This window comes from Klebsiella sp. MPUS7, from assembly GCF_009905335.1.
GTDB classification, from domain to species: Bacteria; Pseudomonadota; Gammaproteobacteria; order Enterobacterales; family Enterobacteriaceae; genus Klebsiella; species Klebsiella grimontii.
The window spans coordinates 421,067-435,758 of record NZ_CP047604.1 but is presented as its reverse complement, the minus strand read 5'-3'; the positions used below and the strand labels follow the sequence as shown (position 1 = coordinate 435,758).

Below are 14,692 nucleotides of genomic sequence, written 5' to 3'. Positions count from 1 at the left end.
TATTGCCTGACGATACGCCGTTTTTGTTTTCTCCTCATGTGGCGCAGGCTGATTTACCACCCTGAAGTCAACTATGCACTGCGGCAAACGCTGGTGTTGTGTCTGCCGGTCGCGATTGGGCTTCTGTTTGGCCACTTACAGCAGGGGCTTCTGTTCTCTCTGGTTCCCGCCTGCTGCAACATTGCCGGGCTGGATACGCCGCATAAGCGTTTCTTTAAGCGTCTGATTATCGGCGGCAGCCTGTTTGCCGGCTGTAGCCTGATCGTCCAGCTTCTTCTGCAACGCGAAATCCCTTTGCCGCTAATCCTCACCGGTCTGGCGCTGATCCTCGGCGTCACGGCTGAAATCAGCTCCCTGCACGCGCGGCTGCTGCCTGCCTCGCTTATCGCGGCTATTTTTACCCTCAGTCTCGCGGGCAACATGCCGGTGTGGGAGCCGCTGTTAATCTACGCCCTCGGCACCTTATGGTATGGGGTGTTCAACTGGTTCTGGTTTTGGCTCTGGCGCGAGCAGCCGCTGCGCGAATCCTTAAGCCTGCTCTACCGTGAGCTCGCCAACTACTGCGAGGCCAAATACAGCCTGCTTACCCAGCATACGGACCCCGCCACATCGCTGCCGCCGCTGCTCAACCGCCAGCAAAAGGTGGTGGATCTGATTACCCAGTGCTATCAGCAGATGCATATGCTGGCGGCTAACCAGCGCAGCGATCACAAACGCCTACTGCGCGCTTTCCAGGTTGGACTGGACCTTCAGGAGCATATTTCCGTCAGCCTTCATCAGCCAGAAGAGGTGCAGAAGCTGGTGGAACGCAGTCACGCGGAAGCGGTGATTCGCTGGAACGCGCAAACCGTTGCCGCCCGCCTGCGGGAGCTGGCGGACGATCTGCTCTACCACCGTTATCCCCGGCGCTTTCAGATGGACAAACAGATCGGCGCGCTGGAAAAAATCGCCTGGCAGCATCCGGATAATCCTGTCGGCCAGTTCTGCGCCTGGCACTTCAGCCGCATTGCCAGAGTTCTGCGCACCCAGCGCCCGCTGTACGCGCGTAACCTGATGGCGGATAAAACCCGCCGCCTGCCGCTGCTGCCCGCGTTGAAAAACTATCTGTCGCTTAAGTCGCCGGCGTTACGTAACGCCGCGCGTATCAGCGTAATGCTGAGCGCCGCCAGCCTGATGGGCAGCGCGCTGCATCTGCCTAAGCCCTACTGGATCCTGATGACCGTGCTGTTCGTGACGCAAAACGGCTACGGCGCGACGCGGGTTCGTATCGTCCATCGGGCTGCCGGAACCATTGCGGGGCTGGTCATTGCCGGGCTCACGCTGCACTTTCACGTTCCTGAAGGCTATACGCTGACCGCGATGCTGTTCATTACGCTATTGAGCTACCTGATTATTCGCCAGCATTACGGCTGGGCGATGGTCGGATTTACCGTGACGGCGGTGTACACCCTGCAACTGCTCACCCTGAACGGCGAGCAGTTTATCGTCGCCAGACTGATTGATACGCTGATTGGCTGCCTGATTGCTTTCGGCGGCATGGTCTGGCTATGGCCGCAGTGGCAAAGCGGTCTGCTGCGCAAAAATGCCCACGACGCGCTGGAAGCCGATCAGGAAGCCATCAGGCTGATCCTCAGCGACGACCATCAGGCCCCGGCGCTGGCCTATCAGCGCATGCGCGTTAATCAGACGCATAACGCGCTGTTTAACTCGCTAAATCAGGCGATGCAGGAACCCGGTTTTAATTCCCACTATCTCGAAGACATGAAGCTGTGGGTGACCCACAGCCAGTTTATTGTCGAGCACATCAATGCCATGACTACCCTGGCGCGCGAGCACAATATGCTGACGCCGGATTTAGCCCAGCGTTATCTGGAGTCCTGCGAGATTGCGCTCCAGCGCTGCCAGCAGCGGCTGGATTCCGACGGGCCCGGCAGCGCGGGGGATGTGAATATTATGGAGGCGCAGGATGCGGAGGTCCCTCGCGGACCGCTCAGTACGATGGAGCAGCACTTGCAGCGCATCCTCGGGCATCTGAACACCATGCACACCATTTCATCGGTGGCATGGCGTCAGCGTCCGCATCATGGCATCTGGCTGCGCGCCACTAAGCGCTAAGCACCCGCTCAACCGCCAGGGCAAAGCGCGCCATGCCTTCAGCAATATCGCTATCATCAATCACCAGCGACGGTACGAAGCGCATCACGTCTGGTCCGGCATTGAGCACCATGACGCCCGCCTCTGCGGCTGCATACAAGAAATCGCGCGCCTTCCCGTGATACTGCGGCTTCAGCTCGGCGCCGATCAGCAGACCCATGCCGCGAATATCGCTAAACAGATCGAACCGCGCGTCAATTTGCTGAAGGTGCTGAACAAACAGCTCGCGCTTCGCGGTGACGCCGTCCAGCACTTCCGGCGTGTTAATCAGATCGAAGGCCGCCCCGCCGACCGCGCAGGCCAGCGGGTTACCGCCGTAGGTCGAACCATGGGAACCGGCGTGGAAAGCGCTGGCGATATCATGGGTGGTCAGCATCGCGCTGATAGGGAAGCCGCCGCCAAGCGCCTTGGCGCTGGTCAGAATATCCGGCGTCACGCCGTAGTGCATATAGGCAAACAGCGAGCCGGTGCGCCCCATACCGCACTGGACTTCATCAAACACCAGCAGTGCCTGGTGCTGGTCGCAGAGATCGCGCAATCCTTGCAGGAATTCCGGCGTCGCCGCCGTCACTCCACCTTCACCCTGAATCGGCTCGACCACCACCGCGCAGGTATGATCGTCCATCACCGCTTTCACCGCGTGTAAATCGTTAAACGGTACGTGAACGATATCGGCCGGTTTCGGCCCGAAACCATCAGAATATTTGGGCTGACCGCCGACGGAGACGGTAAACAGCGACCGACCGTGAAAGGCGTTATGGAAAGCGATGATTTTGGTTTTGTACGGACTATGGCGCGTCACGGTGTAATGGCGCGCCAGCTTGAATGCCGTTTCGTTGGCTTCCGTCCCGGAGTTCATAAACACCACGCGATCGGCAAAAGTCGCATCCACCAGCTTACGCCCGAGGCGCAGGGCCGGTTCGTTGGTAAAAACGTTACTGGTATGCCACAGCTTTTCACCCTGCTCATGGAGTGCCGCCACCAGCGCCGGATGGCAATGACCGAGCGCGGTCACGGCAATCCCACCGGCGAAATCAACGTACTCTTTACCCTGCTGATCCCATACTCGGCTCCCCTTGCCCTTCACCGGAATAAATTCTGCCGGTGCATAAATCGGCAAAATGACTTCATCGAATGTAGCGCGGGTGATTGCCGGTTGTTCAGTTGCCATGTGGTGCCCATCCTTTACGTTATGCAGCAATGATTATGATAATCTAATCACAAAATATGCATAAAAAATCAACCCATGGCAACTACAAATCACCGATTGAGGAAGTTTGCCAGCAGCTGATGTCCCTGCTCGCTGAGAATACTCTCCGGATGAAACTGCACGCCCTCGAGATCGAAGACGCGGTGGCGAATGCCCATGATCTCCCCCTTTTCGCTGCGGGCGGTCACCTCAAAGCATTCAGGCAGCGTTAGCGGATCAATGAGCAGGGAGTGGTAGCGGGTCACCGTAAGCGGGTTATTCAGTCCAAGGAACACCCCTTGACCGGTATGGCTGACCGGGGACGTTTTCCCGTGCATCACTTTCGCGGCTCGTACGATCGCGGCGCCGAAAACCTGGGCAATCGCCTGATGGCCCAGGCAAACGCCTAAGATCGGCGTCTTACCGGAAAAGTGGCGAATCACCGCCAGCGAAATCCCTGACTCATCGGGCGTGCAGGGGCCCGGCGAGATAACGATTTTCGCTGGCGCCAGAGCAATGATATCCGCTAACGTCAGCTCGTCATTACGTCTGACCAGAACTTCCGCGCCAAGCTCGCAGAAATACTGATACAAATTCCAGGTGAAAGAATCGTAGTTATCGATAAGCAGGATCATAGCGGCTCCGGGAACAAAGAACCGCGCTATTCTACTCAGTTTCCACGGCTTCGCTTACCACTTTGCGAAATATCGTCTGCAGCGGAGAAAGGTCGCCCATCGCTCCGCTCTGGTTGGCCTGGTTCCACGCATCGACCGCAATATCGCGCCAATCCAGCGTATAACCCGCATGGATAGCCAGCTGCTCAAAGAAAATGCGTTGCGCCATGCCGTTACCGAGACGGAAAGGATGCAGGACATTTATTTCGCAATAGTAATGAGCAAGACGTTCAATGAATTTATCCTGCGCGAGCCCCACCAGATAACCTTCCTCTTCAAGATCCTGAAGCAGCGCGTTTCCCTCTTTTTCGATATAGGCGAAATGGCAGAAGCGGGTGTCGCCCTGATAGATATCTACTTCACGCAGTTGCCCCGCCCAGTCGAAAACATCCTGATAGAGCTGGCGATGAATCGCGCACAGATGAGGTAATCCCCGCACCAACGGCCCGAGTTCAATGGTTGCCGCGCGTAATGCGGTCAGATCCCATGCCGCCTGCTCAAGGCGCTGAGCCTGGCGGATGCCCAGGCGGTTGCGCATGACCTTCAGGCCCGAGTAGAGATAAGGATCCCGCCCCTCGCCGAATTTATCGCTCATAGTGACTCCTTAACGCCTCAATACGCGCCAGAGCTTCTTCGGGGGTAAGGGTTATCAGCGGAATATCGACGCCCTCCAGCCGTCGGCTGGCCTGGAAATTAACGTTACGTCGAGCCTCCCAGAGACGGGATTTCTGTTTTTCGGTGAGTTTTTTCATTTAACACCTCCCTGACGATTCCGCGGTTGCCACAAGTATAAGCGGCAAAAAACGATTTCGCAGGGAAGCGGGGGAATGCGCGGGCATGAGTTACCCGCGCAAATAGGTTTACGGCAGCACTTTTGCGGAAAGAATCACGATAGGTTTCGACGGTACATTCTGATACGGCCCAACGTTATGGGTCGGCACCTGAGAAATCTTATCCGCTACGTCCATGCCTTTGACGACTTTACCAAACACCGCATAGCCGAAATCGCGCTGGCCATGATCGAGGAAGGCGTTATCCGCAATATTGATAAAGAACTGGCTGGTGGCGCTGTCCTGATCGGCGGTACGCGCCATGGCGATGGTGCCACGCGTGTTGCGCAGGCCGTTGTCGGCTTCGTTTTTAATCGGCGGATTAGGCTGCTTCTGCTGCATCTGTTCGTTAAAGCCGCCACCCTGCACCATAAAACCTGGGATCACGCGGTGAAACGTGGTGTTGTTATAAAAACCGCTGTTCACGTACTTGAGGAAGTTATCAACCGAAATTGGCGCTTTCTGGCTATTCAGCTCAAGCTCAATATTGCCCGCAGACGTGGTCAGCAACACATGGGGATCGCCCTTTGCCGCCATGGCCGGGGAGAATGCTGAAATGGCGAAAACGGCAGCCACCGCCGCCAGAGTGGATTTGAGCATGGAAATTCCTTAACGGAGCAGAATAAAAACCGAGTGCTTTGATTCTAAAGAGCCTTTGCATCCTGGGCCAGCCTTTTACCTAATTTTACTTAGCTGAAACACTTGTAACGATGCGTCTATTGATTCGCCAAATAAATAAATGTGAAGCCAATCACATTAATAATTGCAAAAAGATCTAATTTTCAGAATAAACGTTTGCTTGAATCACGCTAACGCATAAAATCTGTCCGCCCGGCGCAGAGTCAACGCGCTTTACATTTCTATTCACAGGCCAGTCATGACTAACAGCAACCGTATCAAGCTCACATGGATCAGCTTTTTCTCCTACGCCCTGACCGGCGCGTTGGTGATTGTCACCGGGATGGTGATGGGAAACATCGCAGATTATTTTCATCTGCCCGTTTCCAGTATGAGCAACACCTTTACCTTCCTTAACGCCGGTATCCTGATCTCTATCTTCCTGAACGCCTGGCTGATGGAAATTGTTCCGCTGAAAACCCAGCTGCGTTTTGGCTTTATCCTGATGGTTCTGGCCGTCGCGGGTTTAATGTTCAGCCACAGCCTGGCGCTGTTTTCCGCTTCAATGTTCGTGCTTGGCCTGGTCAGCGGGATCACCATGTCGATTGGTACCTTCCTGATCACCCATATGTATGAAGGTCGTCAGCGCGGGGCGCGTCTGCTGTTCACCGACTCCTTCTTCAGCATGGCGGGGATGATCTTCCCGATGCTGGCCGCTTATCTGCTGGCGCGCAGCATCGAGTGGTACTGGGTGTATGCCTGCATCGGCCTGGTCTACGTCGCGATTTTCGTGCTGACCTTCGGCTGTGAATTCCCGGTATTGGGTAAAAAAGCCCTGCAGGAAAGCCAGCCGGTAGCGAAAGAGAAATGGGGCATCGGCGTACTGTTTCTCTCTATCGCCGCGCTGTGCTATATCCTCGGCCAACTGGGCTTTATCTCCTGGGTGCCGGAATACGCCAAAGGCCTCGGTATGAGTCTTGGCGACGCAGGTAAACTGGTGAGTGATTTCTGGATGTCGTACATGATCGGCATGTGGTCATTCAGCTTTATTCTGCGCTTCTTCGACCTGCAGCGTATTCTGACGGTGCTGGCGGGCGTGGCGACGGTACTGATGTATCTGTTTATCAACGGTTCGCCGGAGCATATGCCGTGGTTTATCCTGACCCTCGGCTTCTTCTCCAGCGCTATCTATACGTCGATCATCACCCTGGGCTCGCTGCAGACCAAAGTGTCATCGCCGAAGCTGGTGAACTTCATTCTCACCTGCGGCACCGTAGGCACCATGCTGACCTTCGTGGTCACCGGTCCTATCGTTGCCGCCAGCGGCCCGCTGGCGGCGCTGCATACCGCTAACGTTCTCTACGCGGTGGTATTTGTGATGTGTCTGATCCTCGGCTTCGTCTCCCGCCACCGTCAGAACAACGCGGCAGCGGAATCGCACTAAGCCTCAGGCCCCTTTGTTCCGGCAAAGGGGCTATTTCGGGTAAAGAACAGCTCCTCCCCGCCCCTGTCAGTCTGTACCCAGGTCTGCGCCAGCTGCGTGGTGGCAATCACTCTCCCCTGACGAATTGACCAGCGCACCGGCACCTGACAGCGCACGGCCTCAAACCCGTTTTCAGCGGGCAGAATCACCAGATTCGCCGGGTTCCCCGTTGTAATACCGTAATCGCTGAGGCCAAACGTTCGCGCGCTGTTTTCCGTCACCAGCTTCAGTCCATCATTAATCTGCTGATAGCCCATTATCTGACAAACGTGCAGCCCCATATGCAGCACCTGCAGCATATTGCCGGTACCCAGCGGATACCACGGGTCAAATACATCGTCATGGCCAAAGCAGACGTTAATTCCCGCCGCCATCAGCTCCTTCACGCGCGTAATGCCGCGGCGCTTCGGATAGTCGTCAAAGCGTCCCTGAAGATGAATATTGACCAGAGGATTGGCCACGAAGTTAATGCCCGACAGCTTCAGTAAACGAAAAAGACGTGACGTATACGCGCCATTGTAGGAGTGCATTGCGGTGGTATGGCTGGCGGTCACTCGCGGCCCAATACCCTCTTTTAACGCCAGGGCCGCCACGGTTTCAACGAACCGCGACTGTTCATCATCGATTTCATCGCAGTGGATATCCAGAGGCCGCTGATACTTTTTCGCCAGCCGGAAAGCAATGTGCAGGGATTCCACGCCATATTCGCGCGTGAATTCAAAATGCGGAATCGCGCCGACCACATCGGCGCCCAGACGCAGCGCCTCTTCCAGCAGAACCTCACCATTGGGATAGGATAAAATACCCTCTTGTGGGAAGGCGACAATCTGCAGCTCTACCCACGGCGCGACCTCCTTTTTGACCTCCAGCATGGCTTTGAGCGCGGTCAGCGTAGGGTCGGAAACATCAACGTGGGTACGAACAAACTGGATGCCGTTGGCGATTTGCCATTTTAGCGTCTTCCACGCGCGAGCTTTAACGTCCTCATGGCTCAATAACGCCTTCCGCTCCGCCCAACGCTCAATCCCTTCAAACAGGGTTCCGGACTGATTCCAGTTCGGCTCACCGGCGGTTTGCGTAGTATCAAGATGGATATGCGGCTCAATAAACGGAGGGATCGCCAGCCCGCCGCGCGCATTCAGCACTTCATAACTCTCATTGCGCGCCTCACCCATGGGGGTGATATCCCCGAAGCGCCCCTTGTCTATCGCTATCTGCCATAGTCCTTCGCGATCGGGCAGACGAACGTTCTCAATTAACCAAAGCGGCGCTGCTGTCATATTGCTGACTCCCGTAATTGTTGCTGAATATTTAGTCAACCCGCCGTGGGTCTCCGTTGCCAATTTTGTACATAAAAAAAGCAAAAAGGAAAAGCCAGCGTTTTCCAGCACTTATAAAAATACTGACAAATCATAAACATACCACTTAAGTAGTAGGTAAAGGTGTAATTGATTTGCATCAATAAGTGTCGCGGCTGAATCGTTAAGGTAGGCGGTAATATAAAAGAAATCGAGGCAAAAATGAGCAAAGTCAGACTCGCTATCATTGGTAATGGTATGGTCGGCCACCGCTTTATTGAGGACCTTCTTGATAAATCCGACGCCAACCTATTCGATATTACCGTGTTCTGTGAAGAACCCCGTATCGCCTACGACCGCGTGCACCTCTCCTCTTACTTCTCTCACCATACCGCCGAAGAGCTCTCTTTGGTACGGGAAGGTTTCTACGAGAAGCACGGCGTTAAGGTGCTGGTCGGCGAACGCGCCATCACCATCAACCGCCAGGAGAAGGTTATCCACTCCAGCGCGGGCCGTACCGTATTCTATGACAAGCTGATTATGGCGACCGGCTCCTATCCGTGGATCCCGCCGATTAAAGGTTCTGAAACTCAGGACTGCTTTGTTTATCGCACCATTGAAGACCTTAACGCTATTGAAGCCTGTGCCCGTCGCAGCAAACGCGGCGCGGTCGTCGGCGGCGGTCTGCTAGGGCTGGAAGCCGCGGGCGCGCTGAAAAACCTCGGCGTTGAGACCCACGTGATTGAATTCGCTCCCATGCTGATGGCTGAACAGCTGGATCAGATGGGCGGCGAACAGCTGCGCCGTAAAATCGAAAGCATGGGCGTACGCGTTCACACTAGCAAAAACACCAAAGAGATCGTTCAGGAAGGGACGCAAGCGCGTAAAACCATGCGTTTTGCCGACGGCAGCGAGCTGGAAGTCGACTTTATCGTCTTCTCTACCGGTATCCGCCCGCGCGATAAGCTGGCCACCCAGTGCGGTCTGGAAGTCGCTCCCCGCGGCGGTATTGTGATCAACGACGCCTGCCAGACCTCTGACCCGGATATCTACGCCATCGGTGAATGCGCCAGCTGGAACAACCGCGTTTTTGGCCTGGTCGCGCCAGGCTACAAAATGGCCCAGGTTACCGTTGACCATATCCTCCAGACCGAAAACGCCTTTGAAGGCGCGGATCTCAGCGCCAAGCTGAAGCTGCTGGGCGTTGATGTCGGTGGGATTGGCGACGCCCACGGCCGTACGCCGGGCGCGCGCAGCTATGTTTATCTCGACGAAAGCAAAGAGGTCTACAAACGCCTTATCGTCAGCCCTGACAACAAGACCCTGCTCGGGGCGGTGCTGGTGGGCGATACCAGCGATTACGGCAACCTGCTGCAGCTGGTGCTGAATGCCATCGAACTGCCGGAAAACCCGGACTCGCTGATCCTGCCGGCGCACGCGGGCAGCGGTAAGCCGTCCATCGGCGTGGATAAGCTGCCGGACAGCGCGCAAATTTGTTCCTGCTTCGATGTCACCAAAGGCGCACTGATTGCCGCCATTAATAAAGGCTGCCACACGGTGGCGGCGCTGAAGGCGGAAACCAAAGCCGGTACCGGCTGCGGCGGCTGCATCCCGCTAGTAACTCAGGTGCTCAACGCCGAACTGGCGAAACAGGGCATAGAAGTCAACAATAACCTGTGCGAGCACTTCGCGTACTCCCGCCAGGAACTGTTCCACCTCATCCGTGTGGAAGGCATCAAAACCTTCGAAGAGCTGCTGGCGAAACACGGTAAAGGCTACGGCTGCGAAGTGTGTAAACCGACCGTTGGTTCCCTGCTGGCTTCCTGCTGGAACGAATATATCCTCAAGCCGCAGCACACCCCGCTGCAGGATACTAACGACAACTTCCTGGCGAATATTCAGAAAGACGGCACCTACTCCGTTATCCCGCGCTCTGCGGGCGGCGAAATCACCCCGGAAGGCCTGGTGGCGGTGGGCCGCATCGCCCGTGAATTTAATCTGTACACCAAGATCACCGGCTCTCAGCGTATTGGCCTGTTCGGCGCGCAAAAAGACGACCTGCCGGAAATCTGGCGTCAGCTGATCGAAGCCGGATTCGAAACCGGTCATGCCTACGCCAAAGCGCTGCGGATGGCGAAAACCTGCGTCGGCAGCACCTGGTGCCGCTACGGGGTAGGCGACAGCGTCGGCTTCGGCGTCGAGCTGGAAAACCGCTACAAAGGCATTCGTACGCCGCACAAAATGAAGTTTGGCGTCTCCGGCTGTACCCGCGAATGTGCGGAAGCCCAGGGTAAAGACGTCGGCATCATCGCCACGGAGAAAGGCTGGAACCTTTACGTCTGCGGCAACGGCGGCATGAAGCCACGCCACGCGGATCTGCTGGCGGCGGATCTTGACCGCGAAACGCTGATGCAATACCTCGACCGCTTCATGATGTTCTACATCCGCACCGCCGACAAACTGACCCGTACCGCGCCGTGGCTGGATAACCTGGAAGGCGGCATCGATTACCTGAAGTCGGTCATCATTGATGACAAGCTGGGCCTGAACGCGCATCTGGAAGAAGAGATGGCCCGCCTGCGTGAAGCGGTAGTCTGCGAGTGGACGGAAACCGTCAACACCCCAGCGGCCCAGGTTCGCTTTAAACACTTCATCAACAGCGATAAGCGCGACCCGAACGTCCAGGTGGTCCCTGAGCGTGAACAGCATCGCCCGGCCGCGCCCGACGAACGTATCCCGGTAACTCTGGTGGAGGAAAACGCATGAGCCAGTGGAAAAACATCTGTAAAATCGATGACATCCTGCCGGAAACCGGCGTCTGCGCGCTGTTAGGCGATAAACAAGTGGCGATTTTCCGCCCGTATCACGGCGACCAGGTGTTTGCGATTAGCAATATCGACCCGTTCTTTGAGTCCAGCGTCCTGTCTCGCGGCCTGATCGCCGAGCATCAGGGCGAGCTGTGGGTTGCCAGTCCGCTGAAAAAGCAGCGCTTCCGCCTGCGCGACGGCCTGTGTATGGAAGATGAAAGCCATTCGGTGGCGCACTATGAGGCCAGAGTGAAAGACGGCGTCGTGCAGCTACGCGGTTAATCAATTTATGGGAGGCGCAATGCCTCCTTTTTTTTGCATTTTTTATCTTTATCTCTCAAGGAAACCTATGTTTACGGACACTATCAACAAGTGCGCGGCTAACGCTGCGCGCATCGCACGCCTCTCGGCAAACAATCCGCTGAGCTTCTGGGTAAGTTCGATGATGGCGGGGGCCTATGTTGGCCTTGGCATCATCCTTATTTTCACCCTCGGCAATCTACTCGACCCTTCCGTTCGCCCGCTGGTGATGGGAGCAACCTTTGGCATTGCGTTAACCCTGGTGATTATCGCCGGTTCTGAACTATTTACCGGCCATACGATGTTCCTGACCCTGGGCGTAAAAGCGGGCACCATCAGCCAGGGCCAAATGTGGGCGATTTTGCCGCAAACCTGGGTAGGTAACCTTTTAGGTTCTGTTTTCGTGGCGCTGCTGTATAGCTGGGGCGGCGGCGGCCTGCTGCCGGTCGATACCAGCCTCGTCCATACCGTCGCGTTGGCAAAAACCAGCCAGTCGGCGATGGCGCTCTTTTTCAAAGGCGCGCTGTGTAACTGGCTGGTGTGTCTGGCAATCTGGATGGCAATCCGCACCGAGGGCGCGGCAAAATTTATCGCTATCTGGTGGTGTCTGCTGGCGTTTATCGCCTCCGGTTACGAACACTCGGTCGCCAACATGACGCTGTTTGCCCTCTCCTGGTTCGGCCATCACAGCGATGCCTATACCCTTGCGGGTATCGGTCACAATCTGTTATGGGTAACACTCGGCAATACTTTGTCCGGTGTCGTATTTATGGGGTTGGGTTATTGGTATGCTACGCCGCAATCGGAGCGCCCTGCTCCGGAAAAAATCAAACAATCAGAGGCTGCTGCCAATAATTAAGAGGTAATGTCGTGGACCATTTGCCTATATTTTGCCAACTACGCGATCGCGACTGCCTGTTAGTCGGCGGTGGCGATGTGGCTGAGCGTAAAGCTCGCCTGTTACTGGATGCGGGAGCCAGATTAACGGTCAATGCCCTGGATTTCGTACCGCAGTTCCAGGTCTGGGCCGATTCGAACATGCTGACTTTGGTACAAGGTGAGTTTAATCCTGTGCTGCTGGATAACTGCTGGCTGGCGATTGCTGCCACCGACAACGAAGCGGTTAATCAGCAGGTCAGCAAATCCGCGGAAGAAAGGCGAATATTTTGCAACGTGGTCGACGCTCCTCAGCAAGCCAGCTTTATTATGCCGTCGATTATCGACCGCTCGCCGCTGATGGTTGCCGTCTCTTCTGGCGGCACCTCGCCGGTGCTGGCGCGCCTGCTGCGTGAAAAGCTGGAGTCGGTTCTGCCGCTACATTTAGGTCAATTAGCCCACTACGCAGGTCAGCTGCGCTCCCGGGTGAAGAAACAGTTTGCCACCGTTGGCGAACGCCGCCGCTTTTGGGAGAAACTGTTTGTTAACGACAGGCTGGCGCAGTCGCTGGCCAATGAGGACCGCCAGGCCGTCGCGGACGCGACGGAGCAGCTGCTGACCGAGCCGCTGGATCATCGCGGCGAAGTAGTGCTGGTAGGCGCCGGCCCCGGCGATGCCGGACTGCTGACCCTCAAAGGCCTGCAGCAAATACAGCAGGCCGATGTCGTGGTTTATGACCGCCTGGTTTCCGACGACATTATGAATCTGGTGCGCCGCGATGCCGATCGGGTCTTCGTGGGTAAACGCTCGGGCTACCACTGCGTACCGCAGGAGGAGATCAACCAGATTCTGCTGCGCGAAGCCCAGGGTGGAAAACGCGTTGTACGCCTGAAGGGCGGCGATCCGTTTATCTTTGGCCGCGGCGGCGAAGAGCTGGAAACCTTGTGCCATGCCGGTATTCCATTCTCCGTCGTACCGGGGATTACCGCGGCCTCCGGCTGTTCGGCCTACTCGGGCATCCCGCTGACCCATCGGGATTTCGCCCAGGGCGTGCGTCTGGTCACCGGCCACCTCAAGACCGGCGGCGAGCTGGACTGGGAAAACCTGGCGGTAGAAAAGCAAACCCTGGTGTTCTATATGGGCCTGAACCAGGCCCCGGCGATCCGGGAAAAACTGATTGCCCACGGCATGGCGGCGGATATGCCCGCCGCCATCGTTGAAAACGGAACGGCAATCACTCAGAAGGTTGTCACCGGAACCTTAGAGCAGCTGGATATTCTGGCGAAGCAAATGGCCAGCCCGGCGTTGATCATTGTCGGCCGCGTGGTTGGCCTGCGCGACAAGCTGAACTGGTTCTCAAACCATTAATGGCGAAGATTGAGCTCAAAACGGCTCACATATAAAAAAGCCGGATGCATTGCACCCGGCTTTTTATTGCGCTGCGGCCAGCAGATTACTCAGGGCTTAGCGACGAAACCAATCGCTTCATAGACCGCTTTCAGGGTAACAGAAGCGCGAGCGCTGGCTTTCTCCGCGCCCTCTTTCATGACCTGATTCAGGAAGGCTTCATCACCGCGGAATCGGTGATAGCGCTCCTGCAGTTCGGTCAGCATGCCGGAAACGGCTTCCGCCACTTCGCCCTTCAGGTGACCGTACATTTTGCCTTCAAAATGCTGCTCCAGCTCTGGAATACTCTGACCGGTAACGGCAGAGAGGATGTCCAGCAGGTTGGAGACACCCGCTTTATTCTGAATGTCGTAGCGAACAACCGGCGGCTCGTCGGAGTCAGTGACCGCGCGTTTGATCTTCTTCACCACCGATTTCGGGTCTTCCAGCAGGCCGATAACGTTGTTGCGGTTATCATCTGACTTGGACATCTTTTTGGTCGGCTCCAGCAGCGACATCACGCGCGCGCCGGATTTTGGAATAAACGGCTCAGGGACTTTAAACACATCGCCATAGATCGCGTTAAAACGCTGGGCGATATCGCGGCTCAGCTCCAGATGTTGTTTCTGATCTTCGCCGACCGGGACCTGGTTAGTCTGATACAGCAGGATGTCGGCAGCCATCAGCACCGGATAGTCAAACAGACCGGCGTTAATGTTTTCCGCATAGCGCGATGACTTGTCTTTAAACTGGGTCATACGGCTCAGTTCGCCGAAATAGGTGTAGCAGTTCAGCGCCCAGCCGAGCTGCGCGTGCTCCGGCACGTGGGACTGAACGAAGATGGTGCTTTTTTGCGGGTCGATACCACACGCCAGATACAGCGCCAGCGTGTCCAGCGTGGCCTTACGCAGCTGCTGCGGGTCCTGACGGACGGTAATCGCGTGCTGGTCAACGATGCAGTAAATGCAGTGGTAATCGTCCTGCATGTTTACCCACTGACGCAGCGCACCCATGTAGTTGCCAATGGTCAATTCACCTGAGGGCTGTGCGCCACTAAAAACGATGGGCTTAGTCATT

At 56.2% G+C, this 14,692-nt stretch carries 13 protein-coding genes; 6 read left to right on the top strand and 7 right to left on the bottom strand.

The window, feature by feature from the left end; genetic code table 11:
- Positions 1-36 precede the first annotated feature (36 nt).
- Positions 37-2,115, top strand: a complete 2,079-nt coding sequence (locus GUC22_RS01950; protein WP_024359844.1) for a YccS/YhfK family putative transporter — start codon at positions 37-39, stop codon at positions 2,113-2,115.
- Here the strand turns inward: GUC22_RS01950 and argD are convergent.
- The 5 genes from argD to ppiA all read right to left on the bottom strand — a co-directional run bounded on the left by argD (position 2,105) and on the right by ppiA (position 5,447).
- Positions 2,105-3,325, bottom strand: coding sequence for a bifunctional acetylornithine/succinyldiaminopimelate transaminase (argD, locus tag GUC22_RS01945; protein ID WP_160183331.1), 1,221 nt, complete (start codon positions 3,323-3,325; stop codon positions 2,105-2,107). The genes GUC22_RS01950 and argD overlap by 11 nt on opposite strands.
- An 89-nt stretch (positions 3,326-3,414) precedes the next feature.
- Entirely contained in the window at positions 3,415-3,978 is a 564-nt protein-coding gene (pabA, locus tag GUC22_RS01940) for an aminodeoxychorismate synthase component 2 (RefSeq protein WP_004138386.1), read from the bottom strand.
- Between the two features lie 31 nt (positions 3,979-4,009).
- On the bottom strand, positions 4,010-4,612 hold the full coding sequence (locus tag GUC22_RS01935) for a putative adenosine monophosphate-protein transferase Fic (protein ID WP_024359842.1): 603 nt from the start codon (positions 4,610-4,612) through the stop codon (positions 4,010-4,012).
- A complete protein-coding gene (locus GUC22_RS01930; RefSeq protein WP_004138384.1) occupies positions 4,602-4,769 on the bottom strand; it encodes a YhfG family protein in 168 nt (55 codons plus the stop codon). The genes GUC22_RS01935 and GUC22_RS01930 overlap by 11 nt, the downstream gene beginning before the upstream one ends.
- 108 nt (positions 4,770-4,877) lie before the next feature.
- A complete protein-coding gene (gene ppiA, locus GUC22_RS01925) occupies positions 4,878-5,447 on the bottom strand; it encodes a peptidylprolyl isomerase A (protein ID WP_004854889.1) in 570 nt (189 codons plus the stop codon).
- A 277-nt stretch (positions 5,448-5,724) separates the two neighbouring features.
- Between ppiA and tsgA the strand changes: the two genes are divergently transcribed.
- Positions 5,725-6,909 (top strand): MFS transporter TsgA, encoded by a 1,185-nt coding sequence (tsgA, locus tag GUC22_RS01920; RefSeq protein ID WP_024359841.1) that lies wholly within the window; start codon positions 5,725-5,727, stop codon positions 6,907-6,909.
- Here the strand turns inward: tsgA and GUC22_RS01915 are convergent.
- Positions 6,906-8,228: a cytosine deaminase gene (locus GUC22_RS01915; RefSeq protein ID WP_049090176.1), complete on the bottom strand. Its 1,323-nt coding sequence runs from the start codon at positions 8,226-8,228 to the stop codon at positions 6,906-6,908. The two genes, tsgA and GUC22_RS01915, sit on opposite strands and share 4 nt — an antisense overlap.
- A 240-nt stretch (positions 8,229-8,468) precedes the next feature.
- Between GUC22_RS01915 and nirB the strand changes: the two genes are divergently transcribed.
- The 4 genes from nirB (at position 8,469) to cysG (ending at position 13,597) form a co-directional block, all read left to right on the top strand.
- The gene (gene nirB, locus GUC22_RS01910; RefSeq protein ID WP_064343280.1) at positions 8,469-11,012 is read left to right on the top strand and encodes an NADPH-nitrite reductase large subunit; all 2,544 of its coding nucleotides are present in this window, start codon (positions 8,469-8,471) and stop codon (positions 11,010-11,012) included.
- A complete protein-coding gene (gene nirD, locus GUC22_RS01905) occupies positions 11,009-11,335 on the top strand; it encodes a nitrite reductase small subunit NirD (protein WP_004132244.1) in 327 nt (108 codons plus the stop codon). The genes nirB and nirD overlap by 4 nt, the downstream gene beginning before the upstream one ends.
- A 67-nt stretch (positions 11,336-11,402) precedes the next feature.
- Positions 11,403-12,212 (top strand): nitrite transporter NirC, encoded by an 810-nt coding sequence (gene nirC, locus GUC22_RS01900; RefSeq protein WP_004132246.1) that lies wholly within the window; start codon positions 11,403-11,405, stop codon positions 12,210-12,212.
- Positions 12,213-12,223: 11 nt separating this feature from the next.
- A complete protein-coding gene (cysG, locus tag GUC22_RS01895; protein WP_024359838.1) occupies positions 12,224-13,597 on the top strand; it encodes a siroheme synthase CysG in 1,374 nt (457 codons plus the stop codon).
- Between the two features lie 89 nt (positions 13,598-13,686).
- Here the strand turns inward: cysG and trpS are convergent, their stop codons facing one another.
- On the bottom strand, positions 13,687-14,691 hold the full coding sequence (gene trpS / locus GUC22_RS01890) for a tryptophan--tRNA ligase (RefSeq protein WP_004132248.1): 1,005 nt from the start codon (positions 14,689-14,691) through the stop codon (positions 13,687-13,689).
- Position 14,692: the final 1 nt, after the last annotated feature.